Consider the following 16338-nt stretch of genomic DNA (forward strand, 5'->3'; position numbering starts at 1 on the left):
AGTCCCATCTCCTTCCTGAGCGGATTGGCCAGGCTTTCGTTGCTCACGACATCTCCCTTTCCCAGGGCGTCCTATGTGTCCCGGGCCTAGCTCATCAGGCGGATGCCCGGGTGACAAGGGTGTTCCGGAAATTGGTTTAGACCTATGCGGCGCCAGCCCCGATGTGATCCTCCGCACGGCGGTGAGTGGCCCCTCTCCCCGGGGCAGGTGGGAAAGGGGGGCCACACACTCTCACGGATGGGGCGGGGGCACGGTTCAGGCGCGCGACTCCTCCAGCGTGGTCGGTGCCACCGGGTTGAACACCTCTTCGCCGGCCCTGCCGCCGCTCCTGATGCCGTCCGCCAGCAGATAGGCCTGGGCCTCGCCGACATGGAAGTACATTCCGTGCAGCTCCAGGGTGCCGTCGGCCAGTCTGCGGGCCACCGACGCATGGGCCCGCAGATGCTCCAACTGCTGGACGACATTGGTCAGACAGAGCTGCTCGACCGTGTCCGCGGGCAGCCGCCCGGAGATCCTGGCCCAGGACTGGTCCCGGCTCCTCATCCGCTCCAGGCTGGGCACCCCATGGCGCAGCCAGCGCCGCAGGGGGGTCGTGGGCTCGTCGTCCATGCCCTCGGGCGCGCTCAGCAGGGCCTGCATCGCCCCGCACCCCGAATGCCCGCAGACGGTGATGGACTCCACCCGCAGCACATCGACCGCGTACTCGATCGCGGCGGCCACCGACTCGTCCCCGCCGTCCGTCCCCGGCAGCGGTACGAGATTGCCCACATTCCGTACGGTGAAGAGATCGCCGGGCCCGCTCGATGTGATCATGCTGGTGACCAGCCGGGAGTCGGCGCAGGTGAGGAAGAGCTGCGAGGGCCGCTGGCCTTCGCGTGCCAGTCGCGCCAGCTCTTCGCGCACCAGCGGAGCCGTGTTGCGCTGGAAGGAGCTGAGCCCGCTGGTCAGTTGGCGGATGCTGGATGTACGTCCGCTCCCGCCGGGATCTCCCCGTCCGAGTTCCGTACGCGCCTCGTCCGACTGCCGCTCGGCGTCGGAACAGGTGGACCCGGGATGACCACCGCCGGACGGAGACCCGTCGGAGGGCACCCCGCCGGACAGGGACCCGCCGGACAGGGACCCGCCGGGCGAGGACCCGTCGGGGAGGGGCCCGCCGGGCAGGGAGCTGTCGGAGAGGGATCCGCCGGACCTCGTACCGCCGGGCCCCGCACCGTGGGACCGCGCGTCGCCGGACTGCGCGTGCCCGCCGCCGGACCGGCCGACGGCCGACTGCTCCTTCTCCATGGCTTCCGCGCCGGACTCCCCGGCTCCGGACCGGCCGCTGTCCTTGTATCCCGCATGTCCTGCATGTGCCGGGGCGGGGTGTGCCAAGAAGCTCTGCTCCATAGCGGCCCGCCCCGCGACGGCGTGCTCCGTGGAAGCCTCCGCGGAGGCCTGATCCAAGGAGGCGTGCCCCATGGAGGCCTGCTGCGAGGCGGCGTGCTCCCCGGCGGGGTGCCGGTCGCAGTGGTGATTGCGCCAGGGGGTCCAGGGACGGCAGCAGGCATGGAACTCACGCGCGGGCTCCGCGATCCGCGCGCCCGCCCGGCCGGTGAACTCGGCCCTGCCGCCCCGGGCGATGTGCGCGACCCGCCAGTCCTGCAGGGTCTCGTGGGCCGCGTGGTCCATGAAGGACCCGTCCAGTTCGACGACACAGTCCGCGCCCTGCGGTACCTGATGCAGCATCCGGCTGAGCCGTGGCACGGCGAGGAACGTCAACTCACCCCGCGCGTGCACCCGGTGGACACCACTGCGCACCTCCGTGGTGATCCTCGTCCTGGTCAGCCGGTGCAGCGAGACGGCCACCGCCACCGCGATCCCGATGGCCACACCTTCCAGCACGCCGGTGAGCACGACGGCGGTCAGCGTGATCACGTACACCAGCAGCTCGCGATTCCGTCTCACGCTGCGCATATGCGTGAGATTGACCATCTGGATCCCGACGAACATCACCAGCGCGGCCAGGGCCGCCAGCGGGATCAGATCGAGCACGGGGACCAGCAGCAGGGCCGCGACCGCGATCCACAGGCCGTGCAGCATGGCCGAATTCCTGCTGACGCTGCCGGCCGCCACATTGGCGGCACTGCGTACGGCGACTCCCGTGATGGGCAGTCCGCCGAGCGCGCCGGAGACGACGTTCCCCGCGCCCTGCCCGGCCAGTTCCCGGTCGAGACGGGCCCGTGGGATATGGACGGCCGGCTCCTTGCGGGCGGCCACCAGCTTGTCCACGGCGACCGCGGAGAGCAGTGACTCGACACTCCCGACCAGGGTGACCGTGAGGACGGCGGCGAACAGTCCCAGCACCGGCCCCTCGGGGAGTTCGGGCAGGGCATGGCTGCTCCAGGAGGGCAGGTCGACGCGCTCCAGGCTGATGCCGACGAGCGCGGCGGCGGTGGTCGCGACGGCCACCGCCGCGAGCGCGGCCGGCAGCTTCCGCACGGCCCGGCCCACCCGCCCCGGAATCCGTGGCCAGACGAGCAGCACCGCGATGGTCAGGAGGCTCACGGAGAGCGCGCCCGGATGCAGATTGGCCAACTGGGACGGCAGCCCCAGCACATTGGCGACGGCGGAACTCTGGGGAGAGCCGCCCAGCACGATATGGAGCTGGGCCAGTGCGATCGTCACACCGATGCCCGCGAGCATGCCATGCACGATCGCCGGGCTGACGGCGAGTGCCGACCGGGCCACCCGCAGCCCCGCGAGGACGAGTTGGGCGAGCCCGGCGCAGATGGTGATGGCGCAGGTGGTGCGCCAGCCGTACCGCTGGATCAGATCGGCCGTGACGACGGTCAGCCCGGCTGCGGGTCCGCTGACCTGGAGCGGAGCGCCTCCCAGCCGGCCGACGACCAGACCGCCGACGGCCGCGGCGACGAGGCCCGCCTGGAGCGGAGCGCCGGTCGCGAGCGCGATGCCCAGGGAGAGCGGCAGCGCGATCAGGAAGACGGAGATCGAAGCGGAGAAGTCTGCTCCGGCGATGCGGAAGCCTCGGTGGTCCGGAGGCGGGTCGTGCGGCCTCCGGAACCGTGAGAGGCGTGGGAAGCGCGACGCGGATCCTGTGCGGCTCTTCCGAGGGGTCTGGTCGGTCTGCGGGATGACGCTGGTGGACATAGTTCCCGTCTCCTCCGGGGCGGCGCGGACGCGGCCGTGGTGCGTGGCCGAGGGACACGGCGTGCAGCGGCGAGGGATGCACAGCTCAACTCTCGGTAAACGAATCGTAATGGAGAGTAAAGATTGTGGCAGGACTTTCCGGGCAAATGGCCCAAGCATTCACCTGTCATGGTGATTAGTGATTTTTTACGGCTTGTCGTTTCTTCATTTCTTAGGCCTGGATGTGACGGTGTCCGCGCTCGGCGCCGTGCCGGCAGACGCCGCTCGGCACTTCGGTACTGAAACCTGAAGGAAGAGGGTGGGCGGATGCTGGCCGCCACAAAGAGGACCGCCTTCGGCGCCGCCGTCACGGCGCTCGCCGTCGGCGTTGCCGGATGCTCCGGACCGGAGGGCGGCGAGGGCGCCCGCAAGGGCGCTCCGGGGGCCAAGGAGGCCGCCGGACCCCCCAAGGCCGTGATCAAACTTCTCGGTGACGGCTCGACCGCTTTCACCGGCGCCCAGCCGAATCTGGCCAAGCCCGAGCGGCTCAAGCCGGGGGAGAAGCCCCCGCAGTTCGTGGTGTTCTCGTGGGACGGCGCCGGCGAGGACAGCCAGAAGCTCTTCTCCCACTTCCGAGGGCTGAGCAAGAAGTACAAAATGACCATGACGTACTTCCTGAGCGGCGTCTATCTGCTTCCCGAGGAGAAGGCGGAGCAGTACCGGCCGCCCCAGCACTCACCGGGCAGCTCGGACATCGGTTTCAACGACGTCAAGGGCATCAAGGCCACCCTGCGGGAGCTGCGCGCGGCCTGGCAGGACGGCAATGAGATCGGCACCCACTTCAACGGCCACTTCTGCGGCGACGACGGCGGTGTGGGCACCTGGTCGGTCGACGAGTGGAAGAGCGAGATCAACCAGGCCAAGTCCTTTGTGAAGAACTGGAAGACCAACGCGGGGCTGAAGAAGGAGGCCCCCCTGCCGTTCGACTACGACAAGGAGATGGTCGGCGGCCGCACGCCCTGCCTGGAGGGGCAGAAGAACATGATGAAGGCGGCCCGGGGCATGGGCTTCCGCTATGACTCCAGCGGGATCAGCAACCAGGTCTGGCCCAGGAAGACCGAGGGCATGTGGGACATCCCCCTGCAACTCGTCCCCGTCCCGGGGCGGGACTTCGAGACCCTCTCCATGGACTACAACTTCATGTACAACCAGTCGGGGACGGTCAACGGCGACCCGTCGCAGCACACGTACTGGGGCAACCAGATGCGTGACGGCCTGCTCCAGGCCTTCGACCGCGCCTACAAGGGCAACCGCGCCCCCCTGATCATCGGTAACCACTTCGAGTCCTGGAACGGCGGCACATACATGCGCGCCATCGAGGAAACGATCAAGAAAGTCTGTGTGCAGAAGGACGTGCGGTGTGTGTCCTTCCGGCAGCTCGCCGACTGGCTGGACGTGCAGGACCCGGCCCACCTGGCCAAGCTGCGCGGTCTGCGTGTGGGCCAGGCGCCCAAGGGCGGATGGGAGCGGTTCCTGCCCACGGCGGCCGCGGGCCCCAAGTCCTCCGCGAGCCCGTCGTCCCATCCCTCCGCCCACTCCGGGAAGCACTGACGGCTGCGCATCGGCCCGGGTATGGGTTCCGGTCGCGGTTCCGGCGCCAGCCCCGCCCCGCCCCGCCCCGCCCCCGGCCCCGGCCGCGCGGGGCCGGGGTCGGGGCCGTCCTTCCGGATGACGTGCCGCTGACGAGGTGCCCCGTCACGCGGCGGTGGGCGCGTTCTACGACGGCTGGGGTACGGCCAGGGTCTCGCTGAGGACGAAGGCGGGGTCGACCTGGGCGGCCAGGTCGACCCCCGTCTTCGCGTTGCCCCAGCTCTGCGCGTTCTTGAGATGGAAGTGGACCATCTGCTGTGTGTACCGCTCCCAGTCGCGGTCCTCGTACGAGTCCTCCGCCGCGTCCTGGAGCGTCTGGAGCGCGCAGCGGTTGTCCGCCTCCAGCAGATCGAACGGGCGCGGCCTGCCCTTCTCCATGGCACGGACCCAGTTCGAGTGGCCCACCGCGATCAGCAGGTCGTCGCCCACCTCCGTGCGCAGGAAATCGAGGTCGTCGTCGCCCTGGACCTTGTTGCCGACGACCGCCAGCGGGACGCCGAAGTCCCGCGCGTACTGCTTGTACTGGCGGTAGACGGACACACCCCTGCGTGTCGGCTCGGCCACCAGGAACGTCATGTCGAAACGGGTGAACATTCCGGAGGCGAAGGAGTCGGAACCGGCCGTCATGTCGACGACCACGTACTCCTCGGGCCCGTCGACGAGATGGTTGAGGCACAGCTCCACCGCGCCGACCTTGGAGTGGTAGCAGGCCACCCCGAGATCGGACTCGGCGAACGGGCCGGTGGCCATCAGCCGGATCTCGCCGCCGTCGAGCGCGACGGGCCGGGCGCACGCCTCGTACACCGGGTTGTTCTCCATCACCCGGAGCAGTCGCGATCCCTCGCCGGGTGGTGTGGTCTTGATCATCGCGTCGGCGGAGGCGATCCGGGGATTGTTGCCGCGCAGATAGTCCTTGATCAGCGGAAGGTGTGCTCCCATCGCGGGGAGCGCGGCGGCCTCGGACTCGTCGAGACCGAGCGCGACCCCGAGATGCTGGTTGATGTCGGCGTCCACGGCGATGACGGGGGCTTCGTTTGCGGTCAGATGGCGGATGAAGAGCGAGGACAGCGTCGTCTTGCCGCTGCCGCCCTTGCCCACGAAAGCGATCTTCATGTTCACGTAGGGTAGTCGCAGTCTCGCACATGGTGATGGTTTCGCGTGAGGAAGACCACTCCAAGGTGGGGCGCGCGCCGCAGGCGCGTAGCCTCCCTACTTATGAGTACGACAGCCTCAGACGGCTTCTTCGCGCCGCGGCCGGAGGATCCCCTCGCCGCGCTGGCCGCCCTGCCGGGGGTACCCGAGGCGGTGGATTCGGTACGCGCGGCGGTCGACCGTGTCTACAGCCACCGTGTGATGCGGCGCCGCAGCAACGAGGTCACCTCGGAAGCGGCCCTGCGCGCGGCGCGCGGTTCCGCGGCGCTCTCCGGCGCCGACTGGGCGCTCGAAGAGGTGCGCCGGCGCAGCGACTTCAGCGCTGGGGCCGAGGCCCGTACGGTTGGCGCGGCCCTGCGGCTGAACGCGGAGGCCGGCCAGCTTCTCTCCATCTGGGTGCAGTCGCCGCTGCGGGTACTGGCCAGGCTCCACCTGGTGGCCGCGGGGGGCGCGGGTATCCCGGACCGTACGGTGGGCCGGCCCCGGCTGGCGGGCGAGCCGGTGGTGGAGGCGCCCGGGGGCGACATGGCCGGGCCGCTGGCCGAGGCTCCACTGCCCGGCGCGGACGAGGTGGCGGGACGGCTGGACGGACTGTCGGCGCTGATCGTCGCGGCGAGTGCCGCGCCGGCACTGGTGACGGCCGCGGTGGTGCACGGCGAGCTTCTCGCTCTGCGCCCCTTCGGCTCGTACAACGGCCTGGTGGCGCGCGCGGCCGAGCGGGTGGTGCTGATCGGGAGCGGTCTGGACCCCAAGTCGGTCTGCCCGGCCGAGGTCGGGCACGCGGAGCTGGGGCGCGCGGCCTACGCGGCGGCCTTCGAGGGCTACCTCTCGGGCACCCCGCACGGCATGGCGGTATGGATCACCCACTGCGGACGCGCGGTCGAGCTGGGTGTCAGGGAATCGACGGCCGTCTGCGAGGCGCTTCAGCGCGGCGCGGCCTGAACCCGTCCGAACAGGGTTGCGGCGGCACCGTGTCGGCGCCGCCGCTGGCATGTCCACCGAGTTACCAGGCGTCCTCGTTTGTATTGCCCATCAGGCCGGGTACTTTGCCCGTCACCTGGTGCGGCTGGCCCGTAATCGACGGGTCGACGTCGCGTGGGTACTCGGTTTTCATGCTTCGGTCCGTGGGGCCTTATGCGTTAACTGGTGATCCTCTCGGATGTCCTTGGTCTCGCGGGCCGTTGAGTCCTTTCTACTCCTGCCCATGAGAATGCGAAACCCCTGACCGTGCTTCTTTACTTTTAGTTTCAAACAGGGGTGAATCGGTCATGTGTCAAAGCTGTCCCGGCCGGGCGGATTGTTCCTCGCCCGGAGGCGGCCGCCGCTTTCAGGCGAGCGTGGACTGCCGGCGCCGGCTGGCGTACCAGACCAGCCCGGCCGTCGCCGCCGCCGCGCCCACGGCTGCCGCCGCGACCAGTGCCGGGCGCGCCGGCATGGAGAAGGCGGGCAGCCGCTGCTTGAGCCGGACGGGCCGGTTGAAGACGAGAATCGGCCAATCCCGCGCGAGCGCCTCGCGTCGCAGGGCGCGGTCCGGATTGACCGCGTAGGGGTGGCCGACCGACTGGAGCATCGGCACATCGGTGATGGAGTCGCTGTACGCGTAACAGCGGGACAGGTCGTACCCCTCGGACTCGGCGAGCGCCTGGACCGCCTCGGCCTTGGTCGGTCCGTAGGCGTAGTACTCCACCTCGCCCGTGAAGCAGCCGTCGGCGCCGACGACCATGCGGGTGGCCACCACCCGGTCGGCTCCCAGCAGCTCGCCGATGGGCTCGACGACCTCCGCGCCGGAGGTGGAGACGATCACCACATCGCGGCCCGCGGTGTGGTGGTCCTCGATGAGGGAGGCGGCCTCGTCGTAGATGATCGGGTCGATCAGATCGTGCAAGGTCTCGGCGACGATCTCTTTGACCTGCTGGACGTTCCAGCCCTTGCAGAGTGCGGAGAGGTACTCCCGCATCCGTTCCATCTGGTCGTGATCGGCGCCTCCCGCGAGGAAGACGAACTGTGCGTATGCGGTGCGCAGTACGGCGCGGCGGTTGATCAGACCGCCTTGGTAGAAGGACTTGCTGAAGGTCAGCGTCGATGACTTCGCAATGACCGTCTTGTCCAGGTCAAAGAAGGCTGCTGTGCGCGGCGAGGAGTGGTTTTCCACGAGGGCGAGCATATGCGCCCACCATTCGGCGTAAGCTCGCGCGTGTGGGTTTGCCTGAGAAGGCTCTCGGGTACACCATGGAAGTCACGGATCGTTCGCGACCGTGCTAACCCGGTCCGGCTCCTCCCCCCCCGAGTCGGCCGTGGGGACGACCCCCGCTCTCCCCCCCGGCGGGGGTCGTCGCATGTCCGGACGCGTTTTGGGTTCTCCATCCCGTTGTCCTCCTCTCCTCGACGGCTCTGTGTGGCGGTCTCTCTCCCTGTATACGCGTCACGGTGTGTAGTCGAAGCGCTGCTCTCCGGAAGTCACCGGTATGAGCGAGCTGGATATTCACAACTGGTGAGTTGTCCACAGTTTTCGAGCAAGATCCACACGATTTCCGGTTCTGTCGCACGGTGATTCCCGTTGTGAAGTTCACGGAAGCCGGAATCGCCGATACCGGATGGGCGCGAGATCGCGTTCGCAGTTCCGGGTCGGGGCGGAGATAGATATAGGGGGCGGAGATCGTGGCTGGATCCATGACATCCGATCGTTCACAGACGGCCGAGGGACGCGGGACGGGGCCGCTGATCGTCACGGAGGATGTGGAGCTCCTCGACGATCTGCTGCGGCTGTGCGCGGCGGCGGGCGCCGAGCCCGAAGTGCATCACTCGGTGCCGGAGCGGAAGGAATGCTGGGACGACGCCCCGATGGTGCTCGTGGGGGACGACGCGGCGGCCCGCTGCCGAGGCACCACCCGCAGACGGGGCGTGATGCTCGTCGGACGGGACCAGGACGACCCTGGGGTGTGGCGGCGGGCGGTGGAGATCGGCGCCGACTGTGTGCTGCGGCTGCCCGACGCGGAGAGCTGGCTCGTCGACCGGATCGCGGATGCCGCCGAGGGGGTGGGACGGCAGGCGCTCACGGTCGGCGTGATCGGGGGGCGGGGCGGCGCCGGGGCGTCGACGCTCGCCTGCGCCCTGGCCGTGACCGCGGCGCGGACCGGTCGGCGCACGATGCTCGTCGACGGCGATCCGCTCGGCGGAGGGCTCGATGTGCTGCTCGGGGGAGAGCAGGAAGAGGGCAGACGATGGCCGGATTTCGCGGCATCCAAGGGGCGGGTCGCGGGCGGCGCGCTGGAGGAGTCACTGCCGCGCCTCCATGAGCTGCGGGTGCTGAGCTGGGACCGCGGGGACGCGGTGGTGATCCAGCCGGAGGCCATGCGCTCGGTGCTCGCCGCCGCCCGCAGGCGGGGCGGTGTCGTGGTGGTGGATCTGCCGCGACGGGTCGACGAGGCCGTGGCGGAGGCGCTGGCCCAGCTCGACCTGGGGCTGCTGGTGGTGCCCGCCGAACTGCGGGCCGTCGCGGCGGCCCGCCGGGTGGCCTCGACGGTGAGCATGGTGCTCCAGGATCTGCGGGCGGTGGTCCGCGGTCCGTACGCGGCCGGGCTGGACGAGCGGTGGATCGCCGACGCGCTCAGGCTCCCGCTCGCGGGCGAACTGCCCCTGGAGCCGGGTCTGGCGCAGGACCAGGACGGCGGGGCGCCGCCGGGCTCCCGGGCGCGAGGACCGCTGGCCGCGTTCTGCACGGCCTTCTGGGAGCGGGCGCTGGCCGGGGACGGGAGCGTGACGTCATGACCGGCGGGACGGCCGCCGACGGGCTGCTGGACGCCGTACGGCAGCGGCTCGCGGAGAGCGGGGCGGATCCGACACCGGCCCGGGTGGCCGCCGCGTTGCGGGCGCAGGGGCGGTTGCTGGGTGACACGGAAGTGCTGGGCGCCGCCGCGGAGTTGCGGTGCGAACTGGTGGGGACGGGGCCACTGGAGCCGCTTCTCGCCGATCCGGCGGTCACCGATGTGCTGGTCTCCGCACCCGACCGTGTCTGGGTGGACCGGGGCGGGGGGCTGGAGCTGACCGCCGTGTCGTTCGCCGACGCCGCCTCCGTACGGAGGCTGGCACAGCGGCTCGCCGCGGTGGCCGGGCGGCGGCTGGACGACGCGCGTCCCTGGGTGGACGCCCGGCTCCCCGACGGGACCCGCATGCACGCGGTACTGCCGCCGGTGGCGGTCGGCTCCACGTGCCTCTCGCTGCGGGTGGTACGGCCGACGGCGTTCTCGCTGGCGGAGCTGACCGCGGCGGGGACTGTGCCGCCGGGCGGTGAGCGCGTGCTGCGGGCACTGATCGAGGCACGGCTGTCGTTCCTGATCAGCGGCGGCACCGGCACGGGAAAGACCACGCTCCTCTCCACCCTGCTCGGCCTGGTGGGTGCGCGGGAACGGATCGTACTGGCCGAGGACTCGGCGGAGTTGAGGCCCGACCATCCGCATGTGGTGCGGCTGGAGGGCCGCCCGGCGAACCAGGAGGGCGCGGGCCTGGTGGAGCTGCGGGATCTCGTCCGGCAGGCGCTGCGGATGCGGCCGGACCGGCTGGTCGTGGGCGAGGTCAGAGGGCATGAGGTCACCGAATTGCTGGCCGCTCTGAACACGGGACACGAAGGCGGCTGCGGCACCGTGCACGCCAATACGGCGGCGGACGTGCCCGCGCGGCTGGAGGCACTGGGGACGGCCGCGGGCCTCGACCGGGCGGCGCTGCACAGCCAGTTGGCCGCCGCGCTCTCGGCCGTGATCCATCTTGTGAGGGACCGCGACGGGCGCCGGAGGATCGCCGAGGTGCATGTGCTGGAGCGGAATGCCGCGGGGCTGGTGGTTCCGGTGCCGGCGCTGAGCTGGGGCGCCGAGGCTTTCGCTCACGAACGGGGCTGGCCACGGCTGCTGGAGCGGATCGGGGGCGCGCTGTGACGGGTCTGTGGACGGTGGTCTGTGCGGGGGCGTCGGCCCTGTGCGCGGGGGCCGCGGCCTGGCTGATGGCCGGCCACGCGCGCGGGCTCCGCCGGGCCGTGCTGCTGTTCGGGGAGGGGGGTGGGCCCGGCCCCGTGCCGGGGGTCCCGTCGTGGCGGCGCTGGACGGCGCTGGTCCAAGGGCGGGTACGGACGCTGGGCCGGGAATGGCTCTGTGTGCCACCGGCGGTCGCGCTCGCCGTGCTGGGGGAGTCGCCGCTGCCGCTGGTCGGGGGCGCGCTGGCGGTGCCGCTGATGAGGCGGAGGCTGCGCTCCGGGGAGCGGAAAAGGGCGCGGGAGCGGCGGGCCGACGGGATCGTCGCGCTGTGCGGCACGGCGGCGGGCGAGCTGAGAGCTGGTCTCCAGCCCGTTTCGGCGCTGCTGGTGGCCGCAGGGGCCACCGGCGGGCTGGGAGGCGCGGAGGCGGCCGTGCTGGCCGCCGCGCGGTTCGGCGGCGACGTACCGGGCGCCCTGCGTCTGGCGGCGCGTGAGCCGGGCGCTGACGGGCTTGTGGGACTCGCGGCGTGCTGGCGGGTGACCGTGGACGGTGGAGCGGGGCTCGCCGCGGGGCTGGACCGGCTGGAGGGCGCGCTGCGGGCGGACCGGGAGAGACAGGAGGCGTTACGGGCCCAACTGGCGGGTGCCTGGTCGACGGTCGTGCTGCTCGCGGCGCTTCCGGTGGTGGGTCTGCTGCTCGGCTCGGCTCTGGGCGCGGACCCGCTGAAGGTGCTGCTGCACACTCCGGCCGGCTGGGGACTGCTGGCGGTGGGCGGCGCCCTGGAGGGCGCGGGCCTGTGGTGGGCCACCCGGATCGTGCGGGCCGGGGAGGCGTCATGAGTCAGGAGTTCGCCCACAGGCTGTGGGTAACGGCTCAGGCGCTCGCCGCCCTCGGGTGCGCGGTGCTCGCGGTGGCGGCGGCGCGGCGGGAACGGCGCGTGCGCGGGCGGCTCGCGGCCCTGCTGGCGGTCGAGGACGGACAGGGGCGATCGCGGCCTGATCCGGTGGTATGGGTACGGCTCTGGGGGCCGCCGTTCTGCGCGGTGGTCATTGGCTGGGCCCTGGTCGGTGGGGCGGCCGGCTGGCTGGTGGGGCTCGTGGGCGCGTACGGGGTGCGGAGATGGCTGCGTAGCCGGAGGCCGGGAGACGGCGGGCCGGCCGACGAGGCGGCGCGTCAGCTCCCACTCGCGGCCGATCTGCTGGCCGCCTGCCTCGCCGCCGGAGCCGGGCCGCGTGAGGCGGCCGAGGCGGTCGGCGAGTCGCTGGGCGGGCCCGTGGGCGACCGGCTGGCACGGACGGCGGCGGAGCTGCGTCTCGGCGGCGAACCGGCCGAGGCGTGGGGGCGGCTCGGGGAGATACCGGGAGCGGCGGGGCTGGCCCGGTGCCTGGAGCGGGCGGCGGCCACGGGAGCACCGGCCGCCGAACCGGTGTCCCGGCTGGCGGAGGGCCTCCGGGCGGAGCGCTCGCGCGCCGCCCTGGCCAGGGCCCAGCGGGCCCAGGTGCTGATCACCGCGCCGGTGGGGCTGTGTTTCCTGCCCGCCTTTCTGGCGGTCGGGGTGGTGCCGGTGCTCATCGGCCTCGCGAGCGGACTCCTGAAGGGCCGTTGAGCCTTTCGGCGGGGCCGTGTCGAGCGGAACTTCTGTTCAGCGTTTTCTACGGGGAGGCAAACATGTGGATGACCATGCGCCGTACGGGCCATAGGCGTCGGACGACACGGATGATCCGGATCGGACGGACCTTGTGGAAGGGCCGCGGGGGCCCTGTGGGCCGATGGTGTCTGAGCCGGTGGGGAGGGGCGAGCCAGGTACGGCGGCGTCTGCGTGCCGACACGGGGATGGCCACGTCCGAGTACGCCGTGGCGACCATCGCGGCCTGCGCGCTCGCCGCCGTGCTCTACAAGGTGGTCACGAGCGGGTCCGTCTCGGCCGCGCTGGAGTCGGTGATCGGGAAGGCGCTCCATGCGCAGATCTGAGGCCGTGCGTTCCGGGCGCTCCGAGCGGGGCTCGGTGACGGCGGAGGCGGCCGTGGCGGTGCCGGCGCTGGTGGTGTTCACCATGGCCCTCGTCTGGGCGCTGACAGCGGCCTCGGCGCAGATCCGGTGCGTGGACGCGGCACGGGCGGGCGCACGGGCCGCCGCCAGGTCCGAGCCACGGGCCGTGGTGCTGGACGCCGCGCGCTCGGCGGCCCCTGAGGGCGCGAGGGTCACGCTGGGGCGTACGGGCGATCTGTGGCGGGTGCGGGTGGAGGCTCCGACGCCCGGGGCGGGCACGCTGGGCGTGACGCTCACGGCGGAGGCGGTCGCGTCGGCCGAGGACGCCCTGGACGCCTCCGGAGACGGCCTGGGAGGCCCGGGGCCGTCATGGGTGGCGCCGTGACCAGGGACCGGGGTGCGGCGACGGTGTGGGTGGCCCTGGCGGCCTCCGCGATGTGCGTGGTGTTCGCGGTGGTGCTCGCCATGGGGCAGGCGGTCCTCGCCCGGCACCGGGCGGCCGCGGCGGCGGACCTGGCGGCCCTCGCCGCCGCGGACCACGCGCTGCTGGGACAGGCGGACGCCTGCCGCCGGGCGGCAGGCGTGGCGTCGGCACAGGGGGCGGAGGTGGTGAGGTGCGGGCTGAGCGGGGGCATCGCGGATGTGACGGCTCGGGCGGCCTTCGGACCGTACACCCCGACGATCAGGGCCCGCGCCGGCCCGCGGCTCGCGACACTTCCGCCCGGGGCGGGAAGGGCCGTGCCATGAGATGACAGCCGTCGCAGGCCACTCCACGGGACGGCTGCTCCACGGAGGGCCGACGGCTACTACTCCACGGAGGGCGCGACCGGCGCGGCCACCGGCGTGCCCGGAGCTGTGGGGGGCGCCGGAACGTTCGAGCCTGCCGGAGTGCCCAGGGCCACCGGAGCCACTGGGGCGGTCCCGGTCCTCTGGGCCGCCGGGGCCTCGGGGGCCTCGGGGGCCTCGGGGGTCTCGGGGGCCGCCGGGGCGGTGGGATCCGGGGCGGAGCTGAGCAGCTCGGTCAGGAGTCGTACGGCGCCACGCTTGTGCAGGGGGTCGTTGCCGTTGCCGCACTTGGGGGACTGGACGCAGGAGGGACAGCCGGCGTCGCACTCGCAGGAGGCGATGGCCTCACGGGTGGCCGAGAGCCACTCCCGGGCCGTCCTGAAGGCCCGTTCCGCGAATCCGGCGCCTCCGGGGTGGCCGTCGTACACGAAGACGGTCGGCAGCAGGGTGTCCGGGTGGAGCGGTACGGACACTCCGCCGATGTCCCAGCGGTCGCAGGTGGCGAAGAGCGGGAGCATCCCGATCGAGGCGTGCTCGGCCGCGTGCAGCGCGCCGCCGAGCTGCTCCGGATTGACCCGGGCCCGGTCGAGCTGGTCCTCGGTGACCGTCCACCACACGGCCCGGGTGCGGAGTGTCCGCGGCGGCAGATCGAGCTTGCTCTCGCCGAGCACCTCGCCGGTGATCAGCCTGCGGCGCAGAAAGGAGACGACCTGGTTGGTGACCTCGACCGATCCGTAGCAGAGGCGTCCGTCGCCCCAGGGGATCTCGGTGTCGGTTTCGAGCACGGAGATGGCGGTGGTGTCGCGGGCGGTGGTGGAGTACGGCGGTGAGGCCTCCTCGACCAGGGCGACCGAGTCCGCCAGATCGAGCCGCTTCACCAGATAGGTCCGGCCCTGGTGGAGATGGACGGCGCCCTCGTGGACCGCCGTGTGGGCGGCCGCCTCGTCGACGGTGCCCAGCAGCCTGCCGGTCCCGGCCTCGACGATCTGGACGGGACTGCCGCCCTCGCCCCGGATGTCGGTGAGGTCGGCGGCCCGCTCCCGGCGGGTCCAGTACCAGCCGGAGGCACGGCGGCGCAGCAGTCCGGCGCTTTCGAGCTGCGGCAGCAGCTCGGGGACGGCCGGGCCGAAGAGCGTCAGATCGTCCTCGGTGAGCGGGAGTTCGGCGGCGGCGGCGCAGAGATGGGGGGCGAGGACATACGGGTTGTCCGGGTCGAGGACGGTGGATTCGACGGGCTGCTGGAACAGCGCCTCGGGGTGGTGGACCAGGAAGGTGTCCAGCGGATCGTCCCGGGCGACGAGGACGGCCAGCGCTCCTTCCCCCGTGCGGCCCGCCCGGCCTGCCTGCTGCCAGAGGGAGGCGCGGGTGCCGGGGTAGCCGGCGATGACGACGGCGTCCAGGCCCGAGACATCGATGCCCAGTTCCAGGGCGGTGGTGGCGGCGAGGCCGAGAAGCTCGCCGGAGTGGAGGGCGTTCTCCAGGGCGCGGCGCTCCTCGGGGAGGTAGCCGCCCCGGTAGGCGGCGACCCGGTGGGCCAGGGAGCGGTCCACCTCGGCCAGCCGCTCCTGGGCGATCACGGCGATGAGCTCGGCGCCCCGACGGGAGCGTACGAAGGCGACCGTACGGACGCCCTGGACGGTCAGATCCGTGAGGAGGTCGGCGGTCTCCGCCGTGGCGGTACGGCGGACGGGAGCGCCTTTCTCACCGTGGAGATCGGTGAGCGGGGGCTCCCAGAGGGCGAAGACCAGCTCGCCGCGCGGTGAGGCGTCGTCGGCGACCTCGTGGACGGCCAGCCCGGTGAGCCGGCCGGCGGCCACGGCGGGTTCGGCGGCGGTGGCCGACGCGAGCAGAAAGACCGGATGCGCACCGTAACGGGCGCATACGCGGCGCAGTCGGCGCAGCACCTGGGCCACGTGCGAGCCGAAGACGCCGCGATAGGTGTGGCATTCGTCGATGACGACATAGCGCAGCGAGCGCAGGAAGGAGGACCAGCGGGGGTGGGACGGGAGGATGCCCCGGTGCAGCATGTCCGGGTTGGTCAGGACGTAATTGGCGTACTGCCGGACCCATTCCCGCTCTTCGACGGGGGTGTCGCCGTCGTAGACGGCGGGGCGTACACGGGTGCCGAGGGGTTCCGCGAGCGCTCGGACGGCACGGCGCTGGTCGGCGGCGAGCGCCTTGGTCGGGGCGAGATAGAGCGCGGTCGCGCCGCGGCCGTTCGGGGCCTCCGAGCCGTCGAGGAGCGTGGTCAGCACGGGAGCGAGATAGGCGAGGGACTTGCCCGAGGCGGTACCGGTGGCGATGACGACCGATTCGCCGTCCAGGGCATGCTCCGCGGCGGCGGCCTGATGCGCCCACGGATGGTCGATCCCGGCCTGCTGAATGGCGTTGATCACTTCTGGTCTGATGCGATCCGGCCAGACCGCATGACGTCCCGCCCTCGGGGGCAGGTGCTCCGTATGGGTGATGCGCGTAGCACGGCCCGCTCCCGCGGCGAGCCGGTCGAGGACCGTACTGGGGGAGGGGCGCCGGCCCCCGGTCGCGGGGGGCCCACTGGGGCGGGAATTCCTGGCCATCGGCATCGAGTGTGTCACTGGTGTGACGGACAATGGGCTCAAGGCGTCGTGCGCGACTGCTGGTAAGTGATTGAATGCCATCGCGGCTGGCGATA

The 16338-nt window shown here is 71.9% G+C and carries 12 protein-coding genes and 1 pseudogene; 9 read left to right on the forward strand and 4 right to left on the reverse strand.

Annotation, left to right across the window (positions count from 1 at the left end):
* Nucleotides 1–255 precede the first annotated feature (255 nt).
* Nucleotides 256–3147: pseudogene (locus tag ACFYYH_RS08460) on the reverse strand (SulP family inorganic anion transporter).
* 306 nt (nt 3148–3453) lie between these two features.
* Here ACFYYH_RS08460 and ACFYYH_RS08465 point away from each other — a divergent pair.
* On the forward strand, nt 3454–4737 hold the full coding sequence (locus ACFYYH_RS08465; protein ID WP_388547632.1) for a hypothetical protein: 1284 nt from the start codon (nt 3454–3456) through the stop codon (nt 4735–4737).
* A 165-nt stretch (nt 4738–4902) separates the two neighbouring features.
* Here the strand turns inward: ACFYYH_RS08465 and ACFYYH_RS08470 are convergent, their stop codons facing one another.
* Nucleotides 4903–5889: an ATP-binding protein gene (locus ACFYYH_RS08470; RefSeq protein WP_388547633.1), complete on the reverse strand. Its 987-nt coding sequence runs from the start codon at nt 5887–5889 to the stop codon at nt 4903–4905.
* A gap of 102 nt (nt 5890–5991) precedes the next feature.
* Here ACFYYH_RS08470 and ACFYYH_RS08475 point away from each other — a divergent pair, with 102 nt between their 5' ends.
* Nucleotides 5992–6870, forward strand: a complete 879-nt coding sequence (locus ACFYYH_RS08475) for an oxidoreductase (RefSeq protein WP_388547635.1) — start codon at nt 5992–5994, stop codon at nt 6868–6870.
* Between the two features lie 385 nt (nt 6871–7255).
* Here the strand turns inward: ACFYYH_RS08475 and ACFYYH_RS08480 are convergent, their stop codons facing one another.
* Nucleotides 7256–8092 carry an HAD family hydrolase gene (locus tag ACFYYH_RS08480; protein ID WP_388547638.1) on the reverse strand — a complete coding sequence of 279 codons (837 nt, stop codon included), beginning with the start codon at nt 8090–8092 and terminating at the stop codon, nt 7256–7258.
* A 506-nt stretch (nt 8093–8598) separates the two neighbouring features.
* Between ACFYYH_RS08480 and ssd the strand changes: the two genes are divergently transcribed.
* From ssd to ACFYYH_RS08515, 7 genes are all read left to right on the forward strand, one after another.
* Nucleotides 8599–9696 (forward strand): septum site-determining protein Ssd, encoded by a 1098-nt coding sequence (ssd, locus tag ACFYYH_RS08485; RefSeq protein WP_388547640.1) that lies wholly within the window; start codon nt 8599–8601, stop codon nt 9694–9696.
* Nucleotides 9693–10856 carry a TadA family conjugal transfer-associated ATPase gene (locus ACFYYH_RS08490; protein ID WP_388547642.1) on the forward strand — a complete coding sequence of 388 codons (1164 nt, stop codon included), beginning with the start codon at nt 9693–9695 and terminating at the stop codon, nt 10854–10856. Before ssd ends, ACFYYH_RS08490 begins: the two co-directional genes overlap by 4 nt.
* 65 nt (nt 10857–10921) lie before the next feature.
* Nucleotides 10922–11731 carry a type II secretion system F family protein gene (locus ACFYYH_RS08495; protein WP_388548105.1) on the forward strand — a complete coding sequence of 270 codons (810 nt, stop codon included), beginning with the start codon at nt 10922–10924 and terminating at the stop codon, nt 11729–11731.
* On the forward strand, nt 11728–12498 hold the full coding sequence (locus ACFYYH_RS08500) for a type II secretion system F family protein (RefSeq protein ID WP_388547644.1): 771 nt from the start codon (nt 11728–11730) through the stop codon (nt 12496–12498). The genes ACFYYH_RS08495 and ACFYYH_RS08500 overlap by 4 nt, the downstream gene beginning before the upstream one ends.
* Before the next feature lie 227 nt (nt 12499–12725).
* Nucleotides 12726–12863, forward strand: a complete 138-nt coding sequence (locus ACFYYH_RS08505; protein WP_237540801.1) for a DUF4244 domain-containing protein — start codon at nt 12726–12728, stop codon at nt 12861–12863.
* Nucleotides 12850–13266, forward strand: a complete 417-nt coding sequence (locus ACFYYH_RS08510; RefSeq protein ID WP_388547646.1) for a TadE family type IV pilus minor pilin — start codon at nt 12850–12852, stop codon at nt 13264–13266. Before ACFYYH_RS08505 ends, ACFYYH_RS08510 begins: the two co-directional genes overlap by 14 nt.
* Nucleotides 13251–13628 (forward strand): Rv3654c family TadE-like protein, encoded by a 378-nt coding sequence (locus ACFYYH_RS08515; protein ID WP_388547648.1) that lies wholly within the window; start codon nt 13251–13253, stop codon nt 13626–13628. The genes ACFYYH_RS08510 and ACFYYH_RS08515 overlap by 16 nt, the downstream gene beginning before the upstream one ends.
* Before the next feature lie 59 nt (nt 13629–13687).
* On the opposite strand, the gene ACFYYH_RS08520 is transcribed toward ACFYYH_RS08515, so the two are convergent.
* Nucleotides 13688–16324, reverse strand: a complete 2637-nt coding sequence (locus ACFYYH_RS08520; protein ID WP_388547650.1) for a DEAD/DEAH box helicase — start codon at nt 16322–16324, stop codon at nt 13688–13690.
* Nucleotides 16325–16338: the final 14 nt, after the last annotated feature.

Origin of the sequence: Streptomyces sp. NPDC002018, assembly GCF_042890865.1 — a bacterium.
Taxonomy (GTDB): Bacteria; Actinomycetota; Actinomycetes; order Streptomycetales; family Streptomycetaceae; genus Streptomyces.